Genomic DNA, 18,576 nt, shown 5'->3' on the forward strand with positions numbered 1-18,576 from the left:
GCTGCTTCTCAAAGCTCAAGCAGTTCCGGCGCGTTGCAACCCGCTTCGAAAAGACCGCTCGCAACTATCTCGCCGTCGTCACCCTCGCCGCTATTGCCTTGTGGCTGCGATAAGTGTCCACACCGCCTAGTCCGGCTTCCGCGCGCTGCTGCGACCAGCCGGGCAGACCCGCCGGGATCCCGTCTGCCTGAACTCCGCCGGCCGGATCTTCGACTCGTGGTCTGGCGCGCCGGGACGCCCGTCCGGGTGCAGGCCGCGATAATAGAGCTTCTGCCACTGATCGGCCGGCGTCTTGGGCTTGTTTTGCTTGATCCATTCCTGGAAGGCGGCGCGCGAGGCGGCCCAGCCTCGGTAGCTTTCCAGCAGCTCGGGCGCGTCCTCCATCGGACGCAGCTCCGGCTTCAGGCGGTCCATCACGCCGCGCGGGGTCGGGAAGAAAAAGCAGAACGGCTCGTTCTCCTCGAACCGCACCCAATGGTTCGGTCGGGTGAAGCGCCAATTCATCGTGAAGGTGTACGGAGCCCAGTCCGTCTCGATCACCCCGCCCATCGGCGCGATGCCGTCCTTCATGGCGTTGGGCGGCCCGCCGACCCAGAGATTCCAGCCCTCGGAGGTGCGCATAACCCCTTCGACATGGAAGGTCAGGGTGCCGCTGCCGAACAGCGAGACCGGCGCGCGCTTCTTGTCGGCGCCTTCGTCGAGAACGATCTCGACCGAATGGGTGCCCACATCACCCAGCCAGCGGGCGGAGAAGCCGCAAGGGCTCAACATGACCCAGCCGTGCGCGTTGGCGATGGCCAGGGGCAGACACCGATAGGCAAAGCTTTCGGGCGTCGCGGTCATCCAGTCGCGCTTGGCTGACGCCGGCTCGACCTTGGGCTGCCAGCCCTCGTGGACGTAGCAGATCAGTTCAGTCTCGGCGGCGCGGGCTGGAGCATTCCGGGGACGCTCAGGAACCGAGCCCTTCAACCGCTTCCGCATTGTCTCGCCTCAAAGCTGACCACCGCTCGGCCTATCGGTCTGGCATGACAGTTTCGTGTCGCTCGCAAGACTCCCACGGGCTCGCGCCTTCAGCCCGCCCCTTCCCGCCGCAATCCCGAAACACCGCCGCAACAATAGAGGCTCAATCACACCGCCCAGGGACATCACCCTGGAAGGAATCGCCTACATGCGCCGCACGCTTCTCGTCGCGCTCGCTTCGCTCACCACCCTGGCCGCCGGCGCCGCCGTGGCCCAGCAGGACGGGCCGCCGCGTGGCATGCCCGCGCCGGAGGACGTCTTCAAGCGCTGGGACGCCAATGCCGACGGCGCCGTCGACAAGGCCGAATGGACCGGCGCGGGTCGCCCCGAGGACCGTTTCGCCATGATCGACGGCAACAAGGACGGCAAGATCACGCTCGACGAGCTGAAGACGGCGTTCGAAACCATGCGCCAGCGCCGGATGCAGCAGGGCGAAGGCCCGCCTCCGGGCCCGCCGCCGGAAGGCGCTCCGCCGCAGGATTAACCCCTTCGACGGAACGTCGAACGCCGCCCGGTCAGCCCACCGGGCGGCGTTCTTCGTTTGGGGCGCGAGGTCGCCGGGATAACGGTAACAAAGCTCGTGACAACGCTGTCTCTATGCCGCTAGCTTCGCGCCAAGGCGCGCGAGCGACGCGCCGTGGAGGAAGCGTCGATGATCCGCCTGGCCGCCCTTTCATTTGTCTTCGCCCTGGCCGTGTCGAGCGCGGCCCTGGCCGACGAAACGCCCCGCCAGATCCGCCTCAATCAGACGGGCTTCGAAGCTCAGGGCCCCAAGCGCGCCATCCTCGCCGATCCGTCCAAGACGCCGCTGGACTGGACGCTGCACGACGCCGCCGGTGTCGCGATCGTCAAGGGCAAGACCCGTGTCTTTGGCGATGACGCCGCCTCGGGCGAGCATGTCCATCAGATCGACCTGTCGGCGTTCCGCAAGGCCGGCGACGGCTATCGGCTGAAGGTCGGCGCCGCCGAGAGCCGGCCGTTCGCCATCAAGGCCAAGCCCGATGGTCGTCTGACCCGCGCGGCCATGTCCTTCTTCTATCAGCAGCGCGCCAGCGTCCCGATCGAGGCCAAGTATGTCGAGCGCCCCGACCTTGCGCGACCGGCGGGTCACGCCCCGGACAAGGCGACCTGTTTCGATCAGGCCGACGAACGTGGTCAGGTCTGGCCGGGCTGCGACTACACGCTCGACGCCAGCAAGGGCTGGTACGACGCCGGCGACCACGGCAAGTACGTCGTCAATGGCGGGATCACGGTCTGGACCCTGGTCAACGCCTGGGAGCGGGCCACGCTGCTCAACCGCCCCGGCGCGCTGGCGGCGCTCGGCGACGGGGCCTTGGCCCTGCCCGAAGCCGGCAATGGGGTTCCGGATCTGCTGGACGAGGTCCGTTTCCAGCTGGACTTCCTGCTGGCCATGCAGGTCCCAGAGGGCAAGACCTTGCAGGTCCCGGTCGGCAATCAGCGCCCGGGGAACGGCAAGCTGGCTCTGAGCGCGATCAACGCCTCGGGCATGGCGCACCAGAAGCTGGCCGACCGCTACTGGACCGCCCTTCCCACCGCCCCGGCCGACGACAAGCAGGTGCGCTATCTCTATTATCCGACCACCGGCGCAACGTTGAACCTCGCCGCCGTGGCGGCCCAGGCCGCCCGCGTCTGGAAGACGATCGACCCGGCGTTCTCGGCCAAGTGCCTGGAGGCCGCGCGCCGCGCCTTCGCCGCCGCCCAGCGCCATCCGGACATCTACGCCATCGGCCCCTTCACGGGCTCAGGCGGCTATGGCGACGGCGACCTGACCGACGAGTTCTACTGGGCCGCCGCCGAGCTCTACGCCACAACCGGCGAGGCGGCCTACGAGCGGGCCCTGCGCGCCTCGCCGCTGTTTCTGGCCTCGCCGACCGAGGGCGCTGTTCCGACCGGCGACATCGGCTGGAACCGCGTGGGCGCCCTGGGCACGATGACGCTGGCCTTGGTCCCCAATGGCCTGAAGCCCGCAGAGATCGCCCAGGCCCGCGCCAATCTGGTGGCCACGGCCGGCAAGCACCTGTCGGACGATGTCAGCCAGGGCTACGCCCTGCCGTACGCCGCCCCCGGCTATCCCTGGGGCTCGAACGCGTCGGTGCTGAACCGCGCCTTCGTCCTGGGCCTGGCCCACGATTTCACCGGCGAGATCGCCTATCGCTACGGCGCGGTCGACGCGATGGACTATGTGCTGGGCCGCAACCCGCTGGACCAGTCTTATGTCTCAGGCTTCGGCGCGCGGCCGATGCGCCACCCGCACCACCGCTTCTGGGCAAAGCAGGCCAATCCGGACTATCCCGCCCCACCGTCGGGCGTGCTCTCGGGCGGCCCGAACTCGACCAACATGAGCGATACCGTCGCCAGCGCCATGAAGGGCAAATGCCGCCCGCAGACCTGCTGGACCGACGACTACCGCGCCTTCACCCAGAACGAGGTCGCCATCAACTGGAACGCGCCGCTGGTCTGGGTGTCGGCGTTCCTCGACGACACCGCGCGTTGATCGCGTCTGGAGCAAGGGATAGCCGCTTGAGTACCAAGACGTCCCGGGCTAAACGGAGCGTCTTCTGAGCGGGCGTAGTTCAGAGGTAGAACGTCAGCTTCCCAAGCTGAATGTCGGGGGTTCGATTCCCCCCGCCCGCTCCAAGGATTTCAATGACTTAGAGCCCTACTCGCCACCCTCGTCGGACAGGGTTGGGAAAGAGTTGGGAGCGGCTGAGCCGGATTCGTTCCGCGCGATGCGCTCGGCGAGCGCCCGAACGATGGTGTCTCGGTCGACATATTTCGCCAAAATCCGCTCCACGCGCTTTTCATCCCAGGCCAGGATGTCGGCGATTTCGGGCGCGGTCAGGCCAGCCTTGCGCAGGCGGGTGGCGAACGTGCCCCGGGCGTCGTGAAGGTGCTTGCCGACGCCGGCCTTGGTCTTGGTGTCGATGACCTGGTGCTCGAGGCCGGAGACCGACCAGGGCTGGCCTCGGGTGTTCGACAGGACCGTCAAGCAGACCGGCGGCGGCGGCCGCTTCTTCTTGGTCGCGACGGCGACCAGCTCGGCATGGCGCGCGGTCTGCTGGGCCTTGATCTCCGAGAGGAGGATCTTGGCGTCGGGCAACAGAGGGATCGTGACGGAGCGTCGCCCTTGGCTTTTGCCGGTGGCGACGACGATCGCGAGATCTCCGACGTGCTTCCAGGTCAGTTTGGCCAGGTCCTCGCGGCGCAGCCCGGTCACGCAAGCCAGCGCGACGATGTAGCCGACCTCTGGCGACGGCGCGGCCGCGCGATAGGCGGCGACCTCCTCGGCCGTCCAGATCTGATCAGCGCGGTCGGACTTGTAGAGCTGCTCGACGCCGGCGGCGATGTTGATGGCCAGGCGGCCGCGATCGACAGCCCAGCCCAGGACGCGCGACAGGACCTGCATGCCGTAGTCCGCGGTTCTGGGGCGGTCGGCGTATTGATCGCGCCAGTCCAGGACGTCTTCACGGGTTCGGCGATCGTCCAGCAGCTTAAGCGTCAGGCCGCCGATGTCATTGGTGGCCTCGTCGGCGCTGATCCGGTCCAGCCAGCGTCGCCACTCGGCTTGGGTGCTGGTCGCCAGCTTCTGGAATTCGGGGGCGGCCTTGTAGGCGGTGACCAGGCCGGCCAGGGTGTCGTTGCGCGGGGCGCGGCGTTGATCGACGGCGCGGTTGTAGCTGGCGATGAACTCGGGCGACCCGGGCTGGCCTTCCAGCTTAGGTCCGCCCTTCCAGGCATACCAGTGAACGCGGACAGAGCCGTCCTTCAGGACCTTGCGGACCCTATTTAGCCCCTTCAGCCGCACGACGGGCATTCTTCCGCTCTCTCCACTCCGCAAGTTCGTCACGCTCTGCCTTTGGGGTGGTGCTGGTCAAGGGGGCGGGAGTGATCTCGATCTCGCCGCCTGGTCGGATCACGATGCTCGCCGCGCCCAGGCCGTTCTTGGCGAGGGCCTTGAGTGCGCGGTCAATGTCCGCTTGGCGGGTGGCGGGGGCCCTACTCACTTTCGCCCCCGCTCGGAGGCTTTGGCGGCGCGAACATGAAATGGGTCGGCTGCTTGGTGAGAACGTTCGTAACTGTCGGGTACCCGTGCTCGCGCACCCAGGACCTGTGTCGCTCGCTCCAACCGTAACCGATGAGCCGTTCCCCATCCCGCCAAAGATCGACCTCGGTTCCGTCTCGAGGGGCCATCGCGATCGGGATCCACGCGCGCTCGATGTTATCCAGAAGACCCAGGATGGTCTCCGGGTTCGCCAGGGCGATGAACAGAGCGTTGGCCGTGTGCTCTTCGTGCCTGTTGCCGTCTATCACGACGGCTCCACGGACTTCGGCGACGACCGTATCGTCGGTCTCTATCGAGGCGCCGACCAGCGCTGGGAAGCCCTGATAGTTCGAGAATTCCCGCACGATCCAACGCCCCTTGGTCGCATGTTCGGCGGCTGTGCGGAGGGCTCGATAGTGGTTCACGTCTCAGCCCTCCCCGCGCTGCAGGGCCCGGCGCAGGATCGCCGCTGCCCCCATAACGAACATCACCACCAGCGTCACTGGCCCAGCTGCTACGAGGATAAGATCACGCCGATCAATGAGCTGTGGGCCGTCGGCGCGAGGGTAGGAAGCCAAAACCCACACGAACGCAGAGCATGCAGCCCAAGCGATGGCGGCCATGTAAAACCGCGCCATCAATCAGCCCTCCCCGCGCTTCATCGGCGCCGCCCAGGCCGCGCCGGCGCAGATCAGGACGGCGGCGCCCCAGCTGCAGGTCAGCAGGATCCGGATCGGATCGCCGCCCCGCGTGGCCGCGTCGATCAGGTCGGCCAGGAGCATCAGACCCGCGAAGAAGCCGGCCAGGAGGGCCGAGGAGCGCAACAGATAGCCGTGCGCGTTCAGCGCCGGCGGCTGGGGCTGCGGGGGCCGATAGTCCGGCCAGGCCCCGAGGTCGCCGCAGCGCCAGTCGTCGAGGAATCGGCTCCGCTCGGCAGTGTCGTCGATTTTGTCCATGGCGAAGTTGAGCGCATCCAGGGCGGTGCCCAGCCGGCGCTGGTTGGCGCGGATATGCGCTTTGGCCTGCTGGGTCGTTCGGATCGCTTCGGCAAGGCGAGCGGCGGGGATGATGCGCGGTAACGGCCTAGCCCCGATGGGGGGCGACTTGGTCGGCGGCATGGGCTGTCCTTTCAGGCGACTTGGGCGGGGTGAAGCGGGAGGCGGATTGGCAGTTCGACGCCGGGGATCTGGATGAAGCCCTCGTCGGGGAAGTCCTCCTCCGAGGCCCGACGGATGAAGGTCGCCGGGATCAGGACCATGTCGCCGCGCTGGACCTGGTCGAGCGGCCGGAGCATCGAGATCCAGGTCCCGTAGTCGGTGTACTGCTGAGCCAGCTGCAGGGCCTCGCGGGCGGCTTGCTCGTACCGGCTCGCCTGCACCAGGTTCGGTCGGATCTGGTCGGTGCCGGCCTTGAACACCTCGGCCTGGGCGATGTGCTGGCGGGCGATCGCGGCGTAGCGCGTGGCCTTGTCCTTCAGGTACGCCAGCAGTTCGTGCGGCGTCGCATTAAGCGGCGGCATGGTCTTCCCCCTTCGTGGTGTGGGTGTTGGCCCGCGCGAACGCGGCGATCTCGGTCAGGGCCAGGGCGGCCGGTTTGCCGTAGTCCTTGCCGTGACGGATGGGTTGAGCCCGGAAGACGATGCGGGGCCCGTCGCTCTCGGCGCGTTCGAGCAGCCGGTGCGCGGTCGCCCCGCCGGGGTATTTCTCGACGACGTCGCCCCGGTTCAGCACCAGCAACGGCCCGTTCTTCTTGGCGTAGCTGAGGTCGGTCAGCGCGCCGGCCAGATCGCGATAAAGGTGCTCGGCGTCCGGAAGCGCGTGGAGTTCATCATAGTTCTTGACCATGAAGTCCTGGACGGCTCGGCCGGCGCGATAGAGCTTGGAGGCAGGATCCTGGCCCTCGGGACGGTTCGGTCCCTCGACGGCGGCGTGCAGGATCTTGGTGGCCTCGAACCCGTCGCCGGCGCGCTGAAGCAGCCCCATAAGCGAGACCATGGCGTCGACGACATCCAGGCGAAGAACCTGGTTGATCGCGAGCGAAGCCAGCTCCGAAAGCGACAGATCAGGATCATTCCAGCGAGCCGCTGTGCCGAGGCTCTGCGAAAGGTTCTCGCGCAAGAGGTCGATGAGCGTCGTAAGCGCTTCATCGTCATCTTCCTCGTCGCGATCCTCCCGCGAGGAGGCGGCGGTGTGTGCGGCGGCTAGCTCCGAGCGAACCTCCGCCATGCGCGGCGTGACTGCCCGTTGCGCATCGGCGTCGGCGCGGGCGATAGCTTCCTGAGCACGCTCGCGCGCGGTTTCGACTATGGCCGTCCTCTCTGGGCTGTCCGCATCGGGAAGCCGGTCGGCCGGAGGCCAGCGAAGGAAGGCATTGTGATAGAGCGAGGGCGAGAGCGCGCCGTCGAACATCAGAGGAGGTAGTCCCGCTAACTCCCTCGCATGGACAATGCTTCTGGCGTTCCTCTGAACCAAGGCCTGCAGCGCGCGGTCGGTGAAGGTCAGATAGGTGTTGACCAAGTGCGAGCCGTCGCTCCTCGGCTCCGTCACGATGGCGCCCACGCCAAAGCGGCGCAGCTGACGGTCGAGATCGTTTGGATAGTGAGCGGTCAAAATCACCGCCCGGGACATGTCAGGGTGCGTGCCCTCATCGCTCTGGAAGCGCGTGACGGCCTCTGCAAGCACCAGGAGCAGATCGGGGCTCATGAGGTCGAACGACGTCTGCCCGAGGCGGGAGGGCTTTTCCGGCGTGTCTTCGGTCGCGTCGGGCGGGTTCAGCCATTCGCTGTGGTAGAGGCCGGTTCGCTTGCAGCGATCGGCGGCAGCCTGAGATACGGCTTGGCGAACCTGATAGAGGATGTCCGCACGGTTTGCCCCGGAGGTGAGCAGGCCGCGATCCTCCAGCCACTTCATCGTCACAGGGTGAACGTGAGCGGTGTGCGGCTTGCCGCCACCGGAGGCGCTTCCGCAGCCATATTCGCTAACCAGATCCTGGGGCATCGATGCGCCCAGGTGGTTCTTCCAGACTAGCGTAGCGGCTTCGTGCAAGCCGTCGGGGGCTGGCCTCCAATGGCAGGCGTCGGCGAGTTCGACGAGCGCCAAGAGGTTGCGGGGGCTGATCTTGCAAAGGGCGTGCAGAAGCTTCCGTCGAACCCATTCCTCATGGTCGACGTCGCGGCTCCAAGGACCCGGGTCCTCGATGTCGGTTTGCGTCGGTTCGGCCGGCTCGGGATCCGCCGCCGGCGGTGCCGAGACGCTGACGCTGTCGCGGAGCTGTTCCCAGGTCCACAGACCGCTTTCGTGCAGAGCGATGTTGGCCTGGGTCGCCTCCGTGGCGACCTTGATCTTGACCTGGACGTCGCGAACGCCCTTCTCCTTGCCCTCCTTGGCTCGGCCGGTGGCGAACGCGATCGCGCGCGCCGAGAGCTGCGTCTCGGTCTGATAGGCCTTAAGCGCCTGGGCTTCCTCCCATGGCGTCAGGTCCTCGCGCTGGCCGTTCTCGATCAAGCCGACCAGCAGCGCTTCCGCGAGCGTACCTTCGCGCTCAATGTACGGCAGGCCGTGCGCCAGGGCCTCTGGTAGGCGATCTTCGCCCGCGAGCAACCTGCAGGCCAGGGTTCGGCGGGTCCCGGCATGCAGCATGCGAACGCCGTTCGCATCGGCCGGATAGAGGACGATCGGCTGCAGCAAACCCTTGGCCGTGACGATCGTCTCGGCGAACAGCTCCAGCGGCTCGGCGGCGACCGTCTTGCGCGGGTTCGCCGGGTTCTCGACTATCTTGTCCAGCGGCCAGGTCGGCAGGCCGGCGACCTCCACGCCAACGCCATTGGCGCGGTCCAGGGCCTCCAGGCCTGCAATGCCTTCAGCCGAACAGCGGTAGACAGTTACTCCGCCGTCGAGCTCGGTGTTCAGCAGTTCGGCCTTGACCCAGCTGTTCAGGCCTCGACGGGTGTTCGATGGGTCCTTGCCAAGTGCTTTGGCGACCTGGTCCGCAGTCATTGCCCGCTGGTAGGGGATCTCCCCCTCGCCACGCAGGAGGCGCAGGACATCCTCAGCCTCAAGAAGGGCCTTGGTAATCAGCGACGTCATTCGTCGTCTCCGGTTAGGATCTCGGGGGTTTCGGTCGGCTCGCCGTCGCGGGGAGCGCGGATCGCCGGCGGTAGGCGAACCGGCTTCTTCAGGACCACGTTGAATGTCACCCAGCTGACGCCCTTCACGAACGCCAGGCGTTCACCGGGAAGCTCGCCGCGTTCGCCGGCGGCCTCGTGGATGTAGGCTAGGCCGAAGGGGTCGGGCTCGCCGCCGAAGGGGTCCTTGATGTGGCGGGCGTCGCTGGCGATCAGCTGGTCGGCGGCTCGGCCGAGGCGGCGCTCGAGCTCCTGGATGACCTTGCATGTGGTCGCGCCGTAAAGGACCGAGACCGCTGCGTCGCGGCCCTCGAAGGCGCGATAGAAGATCGAGACCTCGTCGCCCTCTTCGCCAGCGAACCGGATCGACGGCGGCATGGGTTCGGCCGCCGATCCGCTGGGGATCAACGTGGCCACGACCTGCCCGCCGAGAGCCTCGAGGCGGTTGGCGGCGTCCGCCAGCGACAGGACCTCGCCCATGATCAGCCGCGCCCCATCGGGGTGAGCATGCGAACGGCGTTCGCACGGAAGCGCAGGAGCTCGGCCATGCCCAGGCGCGCGCGCAGGCTGTTGGCGATGGCGCTCGATCCCGCGAACGGCCGATCCTCGGTCAGGACCCGGGCGGTCAACTCGACCTCGCCGGCGTCGAGCGCGAACCGGCGGCCGCCGGCGAACACGCCGATGACGACGCGGGGCTCGGCGACGCGGTCGATGACGCAGAGCGCGGCCGAGCGCATGGCCGTTGGCGTGGCCTCGAGCGCGGCCAGGACGTTGGCGACGCGCTCGACCTCGCGGTCATAAGCGGGGGCGACCATCACGCTGCCGCCGCTTCGGAAGCGGTCACCATCACGTCAGCGATGTTGGCCAGTTGCGCCAGAAGATCCGGCCGGAGGCGCTGGGCGGCGATCGCCAGGCGGACGCCGGCGGTCGAGTCCGTGAGAGCGGCGCCGGCGGCGGGGACGTTGATCACCGCGTCCGGATCCGTGACAGGGTCGGGCACATCACTGAAGAAGTCGGCGATCGGCGTGTTCAGGAACCTAGCGGCCGCGTAAAGCTTGGAGGCGCTGATGCGGTTCGCGCCGCTCTCGTATTTCTGGATCTGCTGAAAGGTGAGGCCCAGCGCGTCTGCGAGCGCACCCTGGCTGATGCGCAGGAACCGGCGGCGCGCTCTCAGGCGTCGACCAACGGCGCGATCGACGGGATCGGGGGTGTGTTCGGCGGGTGCGTCAAAGGCCATGGTTCGTCTCCCTCGGGCCTCACGCCGTCCCCCAGACATTCCCTGCGACTAGGAACCTGGTCGGACCGTCCGAACGACGAGTGGGGCGTCGCGAGTACGGCGTGAGGTTGAGAGAAAACGAAACCGTTTCGTTGCCATTGTCAACGAGCAAACAAAACAAAATCGTTGGAGGAAACGAAACGGCCGCTGTTCAGCCGCGCGCGCGGCTGGTCGGATGGGACGTCGGGAGAGACAAAAGGGGTGCGTTATGAAAGTCGAGAAGGCGCGGATCGGCAGCGGCCAGGGCTACATCTGGACGGGCGCCGCGGTGTTCGCGCTGGCCGGCTTTCTGGCCATGGCCGCCTCTGGCGGCGCAGCCGAAGCCCTTCCCCTGGCGATCGCACTGGCGACCCTGGGCGCTGGCCTGGTGGCGCTGGGCTTCTGGAAGGGACTGTTCAACAAGATCGAGTTGCGCCTGATCGACATTCAGGTCGCATTGACCTCGCCGGGCTCCGCTGAAGCGCCGGCGACGAAGCCTGCAGGAGGCGAGCCGTCCTCGGATTATCTGGGCTAGTAGCGGCGCAGCGAGCCGACGACTAGGCCACGGATCCGGACCTCAGCGTCCTCGCCCTCCTCGAGACCTTCGGTCAGGGAAATCGGCGTGCGATAGAGCTCATTGGTCGAGCGCGGCCACAAGATCACGCCATCGGCGGTCACCTCGACTTGCTTGACCGTGAGCTCTCGCATCCGGCCGGCAAAGCGCAGGCGCTCGACCTCGACGATGTCGCCAGTGCGGGGCGTATAGCCGATGTCGATCGCCGAGACGCAATGGACCAGGTCCCCGTCAACGATGCCCAGCAGGTTCACCGAGTCGCCGACCACTTGTGAAAGCCATTGTTCGGCGGCGGGGTAACGGGCGTCGCGCACGGCCGGATAGGGCCGAGGCTCAACTTGGGACAGATCGTCGGCGACGAGGAACGCGCCCGCCTGCACGCGATCGCGGATGACGAGCTCGCCGACCTGATGGCGGGGGCGAAACTCCCGGATCTCGGCGGTGTGGCGCGGACGCTCCGACTGCCCCTCTAGCGCGCGGCGGGCCTCGACGAGGTCGTCGAGCGTCAAGCCCAGGGCGGCCGTCAGCTTGCGCTGTGTCTCAGGCCGGAAGATCCCGCGCCGCTTGCCGCCCTCATAGAGGCCCCAGCCCTGCGCGCTGATACCGGCTTCGCCGAAGGCGTCGGCCGCTTGAGCTTGGCTCCAACCCTTGGAATGACGCAGCACGCTAAGCGCCCTGCCCCACAGGACGGCTTCATCATCATCGCTGCGTTCGTTTGCCATAAGGCGAAACTGAGCAGGTGATGCCCTGACAGCGAGCGACAGCATCGTTTGTTTATATGAAACGCTTTCGTTGACAAATGCAACGAAGCAGTTTCGCTTGCACGGTCGATGCAACCTGGGACATCGACCGTGTCAGCCCCCTCCAAGCCGCGCGCCAAGACGCCGTTTCGGCGCTGGATGTTCGAAAACGACGTCACCCTGCGCCAGGCGGGCGATGCGTTGGGCTGCTCTCACGAGCACGTTCGGCGGATCTGCCTGCACCCGGACGACGCCGGCCGGAGCTACCCAGACGATGACCTGATCGCGCGGATCGAGGCTTTTACCCAGGGCGCCGTCACGCGGAAGGACTTTCCCCTTCCCGAGGCCCTGCAGGCGGGCGCGGTTCAATGAACGCGATCGCGCTCTCAACCTCCGACAGCGCCCGGTCGATCGTGTCGACGGCCGTCTCGGCGAAGGTCCTGGCCCGTTCAAGCCGCCCGCGCAACTCACTCCGCTGGCTCGGCGGCAAGGCGTATCGCTGCGCGGCGCAAGTCGCGCACTGGTCCAGGCGCTTTTCGCCTTCATGCATGAGCATTGTCTCGAGCGCGGTCAGCACGCGGCGGATCGCAAGCTTCTCGGAACTCAACATCAAATTAACGCCCCACTTGTTTACTCGTGTGGCGAGTATTCAAGCCGCGCCAAAATGTCGCACGCAACCAGAAATCATCCTTCCAAGTTGCGACAATGCGACTCAGTTGACCCTAGGTTGCGCTTCGAGTCATAAACCGGAATTCGCTTTATTGGCGAATTCTTCGCCCGAAGGGCGCGTGCGATGAGCCGTCGCCGCCCGCCCGAGCCGTCTTCAGAAGACATCCGCAAGTGGAAAACCCTAATCGGGGTCGCGCAGAGGCAAGCCCTCGCGCCGCTATCCTACGCGGGCGATCTGGGCAAGCGCGCCAAGTCGGCGGCTAAGGCCGTGATGCCGCCCGCCCACCAGGTGCGCGGGAGCGTCTTCGCGCGCCTGGTCGAGCTTGGGAAGGTCTGGGCAGGCCTCGATCGCGACCAGCGCGTCCGACGGGCCGATGAACTGGCCGGACTGGCTGATGCCGTCGAGCAGGCCCTGAGCGAAGGCCACGGCGGTCGCTCTCGAGCGGACCTGGATGGCTGAGATGCGCAAGCGCCCCTTCGCCGTCGAGCAGGCTCGCCGCCAGGCCCAGATGACCCCGCATGTGCGTTGGCGTCGCTTGGCCCTGCAGGCGCTGCAGCTGGGCGGCTGCGCCCTGGGCGAGATCCACGGCCCTCGGCCCGACGCCACGGGCGCCGCCCGCTGGAGCGCGATCGCTTTCGCCGCCGAGCTCGCCCAGGCGGGCGCACCGCCGCCGTTGCTGAACCATGAGGACGGGCGCCGGGCCTTGGCTTTGCTGGTGGTGGCCGGGAAGGCCTTCGCCGAAGCCGGCCCGCGCCGCCGGCGGATCTTCGCCCCCGCGCTGATCGCGGCGGGCCAGCTGGTCGAGGACCTGTTCACGGAGGCAATGGCATGAAGGGACTGACCGCGAAGGACCGCGAGGTCTTGGGCCTTTACGCCGCGCGCATGTCGACGGCGTCGATCGCGGCCATGTGCGGCGGCACCGAGGCCGCGATTTACAACCGTTTGACCCGCCTGCAGGTCACTAGCGTCAGCCAGGCGCTGGAGCAGCTGCGCGTCGACGACGAGGCCAGGAAGGCCCCGCGCGCGCCGGCCGACCCGAAGCCGCGACCGCCATGTCGGCTCGATGGTCTTGCCGAAATTGGCTCGCCCGCATTCGGCAAGTTGCTAGCTGACCTCACCCGTGGCGCTGAACTAGCGGCCGCATGGTCGGCGATCGATCCTGCTTTCCCATCCGCCGCCACCGCGCCGCCCTCTCCGGCGCCGGCGGCGTCGCCCACCGCCGCCAGACCGCCCGCGTACAGTAGGGGCGGTCTGCGCTTGAACCCGGTCTCCGACCGGGTCGCGCGGTGGGCGGGCCACTTCCTGCGCGCCCGCTGGCCGCTGCATGAAGTGGCCGACCTTTTCGATGTCGCCGAGGACGACCTGGCCCAGGCCCGCGTGGGGCTAGCATGAGCCGTCAGCCATCCCGCGCGGTCATGGAGGCCCGAGCGCCGGCGGCTGTCGAGACCGACGACGCCCAGGAGGCGCTTTACCGCGCCCTGGACTTTTTCCCGACCCCGCCTTGGGCCGGCCGCGCCGGCGGCGAGGTCCTGCTGCTGGCCGACCCTTCAGCCGTGACGATCGACGAGCCGGCATGCGGCCAGGGCCACATGGCCGCGCCGCTGGGCGAGGCGTTCAGCGTCAGGGCCAGCGACATCCACCCGCACGGCTTCGGCGCCATCGAGGACTTCCTCGATCCCTCGGCGCGGACTTCGGCTGATCGGCCTGACTGGGTATTCACCAATCCGCCGTTCAAGCACCTGGGCGCGTTCGTCGATCGCGGGCTCGAGGTCGCGCGCAACGGCGTTGGCCTGCTGTTGCGCACAACCGCTCTCGAAAGCGAGGGCCGGTACGATCTCATGAGCCGCCTGTCCCTGCAGGCGACCTTCTCCGAGCGTGTTTCGATGCGCCTGGGCTACTGGGACCCCACTGGCAGCTTCGCGACCGCCTATTCCTGGTTCCTGTGGATGCACCCGGCGGCCGAGGCCGTCTCGCCTCTCGCCGAGGCGATCGCGGCGACGCGGCGGTTCAAGGCCTGGCCCAGCCTGCTAATCCCGCCCGGGACCAAGGCCCGCCTGACGCGGCCCGACGATGTGCGCCGCTTCGCGCCGGCGGCCCCCGCGCCCCTGTTCGACGAGGCGCGCCCATGAACTACCGCGCCCTGGACGATCGCGAGCGCTACGTCGTCCACCGCATCCTGCAGAGCGAGGCGATGGGCTCCGCCTGGGCGACCCTTGCCTATCGCGAGGACCAGGCGGCCGCTCTGCGCCTGGCGCGCCTCGAGCTCGTGTTGTTCGCGGAGGCCGGCGCCGACTTTACCGTCCGGCGTGCGAACGGCGTTCGCATCGAGGACCTCGCATGAGCGAGCTCACCGACCTGATCCGCCAGGCGAACCAGATCTCGACGGTGTTCGACGTCCTGGGACCTGAGCACAAGGTGTTCCGCTCGGGTCGGCGATTCCGCGGTGCATGCCCGGTCTGTGGTGACGGCAAGAGCAGGACCTCGACGCGGTTCTGGGTGACTGACGACGGACGACGCTGGGGATGCTTCAACGGCGGCGCGTCGGCCTGCGCTCGCGGCGGCGACGCCGTCGATCTCTACGCCTTCCTGGCCGGCATGAGCCTGAAGGAAGCGGCCGAGACGATGGTTGGCCGCCCATTGCCGAAGCGCTCGCGCCCTTCGGAACCGGAGCGCCGGCGGCCTGTTCGCACGGCCGAGGATGAGGAGCTCTGGAAGCTCAAGTTCGCGGCCGAGATGTGGAAGAAGGCCCGCCCCGCCACGGGCACGCTGGTCGAGACCTATCTTCGCGCGCGGGGCATGGACGGCCCGATCCTGGAGGCCGCGCTGCGCCAGCTGCGCTTCCGGCGCAGCGCCTATCACAGCGGCCCCCGGAGCAAGCCGGTCAAGTTCCCGGCCATGGTCGGCCTGGTCCGAACGCCGGCCGGACCGACGGGTGGCGTCCATGTCACCTATCTCGCGCCCGACGGCGGCGGGAAAGCGCCGATCGAAAAGGCCAAGCGCATGTGGGGGCCGCAGGCTGGTCTGGTCGACGGTGTCTGGGTGCCTGGTTGCGTTTGGCTCTCCCATCCCGAGGCTGAAGGCGGCCTGGTCGAGGCGGAAGGGATAGAAACCGCCCTGTCGGCCGCGATCCTGCAGGGCGGGCCTCGGCGAGTAGTGGCGGCGCTGTCCTTGCGCGCGGTCCAGGGCGGGATCCTGCAGGACAAGTACAACCGCATCGATCCGGCCGTCATCCGACCGGATCCAGCCATGCCGGCGTTCACTTGGCCTGAGCCCGCCAAGCGGCCCTGGGGCGAGGTCGCGATTGCGATCGACCGCGACATGAAGCCGGTCAAGGTCCGCGTCCGCAAGGCCGGCGGCGGTACCATGGAGCGGATCCTCGGCGCTGAGGACCGCGCGCGGATCTGCGCCGGCCTGGCCGTCGCCGCATGGAAGGCGACCACGGCTGCCCGGGTTCGCGCGATCGGCGCGCCGGCCGGGATGGATTTCAACGACGAGCTGCGCGCCCGCCGGGCCGCTGGGGAGGGGCTGCAGTGAGCGGCGAAGAGTACGATTTTGACGACGCGCCGACGGCCGACGAGCTCGCCAGGTTCGACCTCAACGACTACGGCAACAGCCGGCGATTCATCCGCCTGATCGGCGGCGTGATCGACGACGACGGCGACGTGATCACCACGCGCTGTACCCTGCTCTATCAGCTGGGCCAGGGCTGGGTCGGCTACAATGGCCAGTTCTGGGACCGCAAGCTCGGCGATCAGCTGGCCCGCAAGATGGGCCACAAGGTCGCCAGCAAGATGCGCGGCCTATGGACGGATCTGAAGGCGGCCCACACCGGCGCCTCCGAAAAGGAGCTGTTCAAGTACCTGGACGGCCTGGGCAACCGCTCGACGCAGTCGGCCATGCTGTCCCTGGCCGAGCCCTATCTCACCGTCGAGATCGACGCGTTCGACCGCCACCCCATGGCCTTGAATTGCCGGAACGGGACGCTCTGGTTGTCCCATGACGCGGCGGCGCCCGAAGGGGGGCAATTCAAAGCCGTGCTGCGCAAGCACGACCCCGGCGACCGCCTCACGCGGCTGATCGACCTGGACTACGATCCGGACGCCCAGGCCCCGCTGTTTCGCAAGACGGTCGAGACGTCGATCTCCGATCCGACCATGCGGGCGTTCTTCCATCGCGCGCAGGGCTACTCAGCGACGGCCGCGATCCATGAGCAGGCGATCTTCCTCTGCCAGGGCCTCGGCCGCGACGGGAAGTCGACGATCCTGGACGCGATCCGCGAGACCCTGGGCTCCTATGGCGCGGTCGGCGCAGTAGCGACCTTCCTCGACACAGGCCTGCAGGCTGGCGGCCAGGCCGCGCCCGACATCGTCAAGTTGGCGGGCGATGCTCGGATGGTCGTGCTCTCCGAGCCGCCCAGGGGCGCTAAGTGGAACGAGGGCCTGCTGAAGGCCTGGACCTCGGGCTCGCCGATCACCGCCCGCGAGCTCCGCGAGAAGCCTTTCGACTTCCGGCCGACCGGAAAGCTCTGGGTCGAGTGCAACGCCTTCCCGGTGGCGCGGGGCGACGATGACGGGATCTGGCGGCGCATGATGCCCATCCTTTTCCCGAACCAGGTCGACCCGGACGAGGTCGACCGCCTGCTGCCCAAGAAGCTCGAGGCCGAGCGCGCGGGGATCCTGAACTGGCTGATCGAAGGCGTCGCGGCCTGGCTCTCCGAAGGCCTGGCGCCGCCGGAGGGCGTCACCAAGGTCCGGGACGACTACCGCAAGCAATCCAGCCCCTTCGGCGACTGGCTCAACGAGCGCTGCGTCTGGGGCAAAGCCGCCGACCAGGCCAAGACCCTCTCGACGGTCCTTCACAACGACTACAAGGCCTGGGCCGAGGACCAGGGGATCGACAAGCCCATGTCCATCCGCGCGTTCGGCGACGCCCTGCAGCAGCGCCAGATCCTGTCTGCGGGCAAGGACCGCAACGGCAACAAGCAGCGCGGCCCGATCCGCCTGAAAACCCCCGAGGAACGACAAGCCGATATCGCCTTGGCTAGCGCCGGCGGCCCAGACGCGAATGACGCTCGCGGGGCGGCCCTGGACGACGCGATGGGGGCTTTCGAAAGCCCGCCGCCGTGGGAGGGCTGACCGTGGCCTGGGCGATGACGGACATTGACGGACAGACGGACATTCCGGCCCGGGGTCTCCACGGGAGACCAACCCAGCGCGCCGCGCGACGGACGGTGAAAGGTCCGGCGCGGCTTAAAGGTCCGTCCGCTAAGGCTCTGTCTCAGAACAGGAAACGGACACTCAGAACAATACGGACATTCCGCCCCAGTGGAGAACGGGGCGCATGCCGTGTGCGAAGTCGCGACCCTTCTCTGTCCGTCTGTCTGTCTCTCTCTTCGAGTTCCTTCCAATGATCCAAGATCAAGAAATCCAGAACCCTGAAGACGAAGCCGCCCAGCTGCTGCGCTCGATCGAGACGCTCGGCGACCAGGCCGCCGATCAGATGGTCCGCCTTCGCGAGGCCATGCGCCTTTCGATCTCCGGCCAGCCGGGCGCGGCGCTGGAGGCGGCTCGCCGTGTGGCCGTTGTTCGCGCCGAACTGGACGCCATGCACCAGAGGGCGCGGGACGCTGGCCTGCGCCGGCAGGACATCGTCGTCCCCTTCGACGACCGCGCCATCCAGGCCCTGGGTCGGGACGGCGTGGCCTACCTTGCTCGCAAGGGTTCGCTGACCTCGACCGACGTGAGCACGGCCATGACCTATCGCTTCCTCTATGAGAACGCAGGCAAGGGCGCGGGCCTCGGCTCCCAGCTGGAGGACAAGCCCAAGGCGATCCGCTCGACGTCCCACGGCGCGGTCGCCGCCGGCCTCTTCCGCGCCTACATCGGCGTTCACTTGACCCGCATCGACCAGGCGGTGATGGCCTCCGACCGGACAGGCCGCCGCCTGTCCTACGTTCGCTCTGTTGCGGGCGAGGGTCAGACGATCCGCTCGCTCGGGCTCGGCGGCCGCGCCAGGGAGCAGGCCGTCGTGATCCTGCGCGAGGGCCTGGGCGTGGTGGCCTACGAGCTTCACGACGTGAAGCGCCGCTTGTTCATGAAATAGGGGCTAGCGAATCAGGGGCCAGTTCCTCC

The 18,576-nt window shown here is 67.8% G+C and carries 23 protein-coding genes, 1 tRNA gene and 1 pseudogene; 15 read left to right on the forward strand and 10 right to left on the reverse strand.

Annotation, left to right across the window (positions count from 1 at the left end):
* Positions 1-113 (forward strand): annotated as a pseudogene (locus tag CVUC_RS05190) (IS5/IS1182 family transposase); the annotation flags it as partial.
* 13 nt (positions 114-126) lie between these two features.
* Here the strand turns inward: CVUC_RS05190 and CVUC_RS05195 are convergent.
* Entirely contained in the window at positions 127-981 is an 855-nt protein-coding gene (locus CVUC_RS05195) for a DUF6065 family protein (protein ID WP_096033593.1), read from the reverse strand.
* A 187-nt stretch (positions 982-1,168) separates the two neighbouring features.
* Between CVUC_RS05195 and CVUC_RS05200 the strand changes: the two genes are divergently transcribed.
* The 3 genes from CVUC_RS05200 to CVUC_RS05210 all read left to right on the forward strand — a co-directional run bounded on the left by CVUC_RS05200 (position 1,169) and on the right by CVUC_RS05210 (position 3,678).
* Positions 1,169-1,504: a calcium-binding protein gene (locus CVUC_RS05200; protein ID WP_096033594.1), complete on the forward strand. Its 336-nt coding sequence runs from the start codon at positions 1,169-1,171 to the stop codon at positions 1,502-1,504.
* Positions 1,505-1,657: 153 nt separating this feature from the next.
* Positions 1,658-3,535, forward strand: a complete 1,878-nt coding sequence (locus CVUC_RS05205; RefSeq protein WP_164468147.1) for a glycoside hydrolase family 9 protein — start codon at positions 1,658-1,660, stop codon at positions 3,533-3,535.
* 68 nt (positions 3,536-3,603) lie between these two features.
* A tRNA-Gly gene (locus CVUC_RS05210) sits at positions 3,604-3,678 on the forward strand.
* A gap of 22 nt (positions 3,679-3,700) precedes the next feature.
* Here the strand turns inward: CVUC_RS05210 and CVUC_RS05215 are convergent.
* The 8 genes from CVUC_RS05215 to CVUC_RS05255 form a co-directional block, all read right to left on the reverse strand.
* On the reverse strand, positions 3,701-4,855 hold the full coding sequence (locus tag CVUC_RS05215) for a tyrosine-type recombinase/integrase (protein ID WP_096033596.1): 1,155 nt from the start codon (positions 4,853-4,855) through the stop codon (positions 3,701-3,703).
* 182 nt (positions 4,856-5,037) lie between these two features.
* The gene (locus CVUC_RS05220; protein WP_096033597.1) at positions 5,038-5,508 is read right to left on the reverse strand and encodes an ead/Ea22-like family protein; all 471 of its coding nucleotides are present in this window, start codon (positions 5,506-5,508) and stop codon (positions 5,038-5,040) included.
* 216 nt (positions 5,509-5,724) lie between these two features.
* A complete protein-coding gene (locus tag CVUC_RS05230) occupies positions 5,725-6,201 on the reverse strand; it encodes a hypothetical protein (RefSeq protein ID WP_096033599.1) in 477 nt (158 codons plus the stop codon).
* 11 nt (positions 6,202-6,212) lie between these two features.
* Complete coding sequence (locus tag CVUC_RS05235) at positions 6,213-6,602, reverse strand: hypothetical protein (protein WP_096033600.1); 390 nt, start codon at positions 6,600-6,602, stop codon at positions 6,213-6,215.
* The gene (locus CVUC_RS05240) at positions 6,589-9,168 is read right to left on the reverse strand and encodes a ParB N-terminal domain-containing protein (RefSeq protein WP_096033601.1); all 2,580 of its coding nucleotides are present in this window, start codon (positions 9,166-9,168) and stop codon (positions 6,589-6,591) included. Before CVUC_RS05240 ends, CVUC_RS05235 begins: the two co-directional genes overlap by 14 nt.
* A complete protein-coding gene (locus CVUC_RS05245) occupies positions 9,165-9,686 on the reverse strand; it encodes a hypothetical protein (protein WP_096033602.1) in 522 nt (173 codons plus the stop codon). Before CVUC_RS05245 ends, CVUC_RS05240 begins: the two co-directional genes overlap by 4 nt.
* Positions 9,687-9,688: 2 nt before the next feature.
* Positions 9,689-10,021 (reverse strand): hypothetical protein, encoded by a 333-nt coding sequence (locus CVUC_RS05250; RefSeq protein WP_096033603.1) that lies wholly within the window; start codon positions 10,019-10,021, stop codon positions 9,689-9,691.
* Entirely contained in the window at positions 10,021-10,443 is a 423-nt protein-coding gene (locus CVUC_RS05255; protein WP_096033604.1) for a helix-turn-helix domain-containing protein, read from the reverse strand. Before CVUC_RS05255 ends, CVUC_RS05250 begins: the two co-directional genes overlap by 1 nt.
* Before the next feature lie 247 nt (positions 10,444-10,690).
* Between CVUC_RS05255 and CVUC_RS05260 the strand changes: the two genes are divergently transcribed.
* Entirely contained in the window at positions 10,691-10,996 is a 306-nt protein-coding gene (locus CVUC_RS05260; protein ID WP_096033605.1) for a hypothetical protein, read from the forward strand.
* Here the strand turns inward: CVUC_RS05260 and CVUC_RS05265 are convergent.
* Positions 10,993-11,700, reverse strand: a complete 708-nt coding sequence (locus CVUC_RS05265) for a helix-turn-helix domain-containing protein (RefSeq protein ID WP_096033606.1) — start codon at positions 11,698-11,700, stop codon at positions 10,993-10,995. The genes CVUC_RS05260 and CVUC_RS05265 overlap by 4 nt on opposite strands.
* Before the next feature lie 186 nt (positions 11,701-11,886).
* Between CVUC_RS05265 and CVUC_RS05270 the strand changes: the two genes are divergently transcribed.
* The 10 genes from CVUC_RS05270 (at position 11,887) to CVUC_RS05305 (ending at position 18,547) form a co-directional block, all read left to right on the forward strand.
* Entirely contained in the window at positions 11,887-12,147 is a 261-nt protein-coding gene (locus tag CVUC_RS05270) for a hypothetical protein (protein ID WP_125469931.1), read from the forward strand.
* A complete protein-coding gene (locus tag CVUC_RS19685) occupies positions 12,144-12,572 on the forward strand; it encodes a hypothetical protein (RefSeq protein WP_125469932.1) in 429 nt (142 codons plus the stop codon). Before CVUC_RS05270 ends, CVUC_RS19685 begins: the two co-directional genes overlap by 4 nt.
* Complete coding sequence (locus CVUC_RS05275; RefSeq protein ID WP_096033608.1) at positions 12,569-12,904, forward strand: hypothetical protein; 336 nt, start codon at positions 12,569-12,571, stop codon at positions 12,902-12,904. Before CVUC_RS19685 ends, CVUC_RS05275 begins: the two co-directional genes overlap by 4 nt.
* A 1-nt stretch (position 12,905) precedes the next feature.
* Positions 12,906-13,277, forward strand: coding sequence for a hypothetical protein (locus tag CVUC_RS19840; protein WP_164512737.1), 372 nt, complete (start codon positions 12,906-12,908; stop codon positions 13,275-13,277).
* A complete protein-coding gene (locus CVUC_RS05280; RefSeq protein WP_096033610.1) occupies positions 13,274-13,837 on the forward strand; it encodes a hypothetical protein in 564 nt (187 codons plus the stop codon). The genes CVUC_RS19840 and CVUC_RS05280 overlap by 4 nt, the downstream gene beginning before the upstream one ends.
* Positions 13,834-14,574, forward strand: a complete 741-nt coding sequence (locus tag CVUC_RS05285; RefSeq protein WP_096033611.1) for a hypothetical protein — start codon at positions 13,834-13,836, stop codon at positions 14,572-14,574. The genes CVUC_RS05280 and CVUC_RS05285 overlap by 4 nt, the downstream gene beginning before the upstream one ends.
* On the forward strand, positions 14,571-14,786 hold the full coding sequence (locus CVUC_RS05290; protein ID WP_096033612.1) for a hypothetical protein: 216 nt from the start codon (positions 14,571-14,573) through the stop codon (positions 14,784-14,786). Before CVUC_RS05285 ends, CVUC_RS05290 begins: the two co-directional genes overlap by 4 nt.
* Complete coding sequence (locus CVUC_RS05295) at positions 14,783-15,979, forward strand: DUF7146 domain-containing protein (RefSeq protein ID WP_096033613.1); 1,197 nt, start codon at positions 14,783-14,785, stop codon at positions 15,977-15,979. Before CVUC_RS05290 ends, CVUC_RS05295 begins: the two co-directional genes overlap by 4 nt.
* Positions 15,976-17,580, forward strand: a complete 1,605-nt coding sequence (locus CVUC_RS05300; protein ID WP_164512738.1) for a DNA primase family protein — start codon at positions 15,976-15,978, stop codon at positions 17,578-17,580. Before CVUC_RS05295 ends, CVUC_RS05300 begins: the two co-directional genes overlap by 4 nt.
* 271 nt (positions 17,581-17,851) lie before the next feature.
* The gene (locus CVUC_RS05305) at positions 17,852-18,547 is read left to right on the forward strand and encodes a hypothetical protein (RefSeq protein WP_096033615.1); all 696 of its coding nucleotides are present in this window, start codon (positions 17,852-17,854) and stop codon (positions 18,545-18,547) included.
* Positions 18,548-18,576 lie beyond the last annotated feature (29 nt).

It is taken from the genome of Caulobacter vibrioides (assembly GCF_002858865.1).
GTDB classification, from domain to species: Bacteria; Pseudomonadota; Alphaproteobacteria; order Caulobacterales; family Caulobacteraceae; genus Caulobacter; species Caulobacter vibrioides.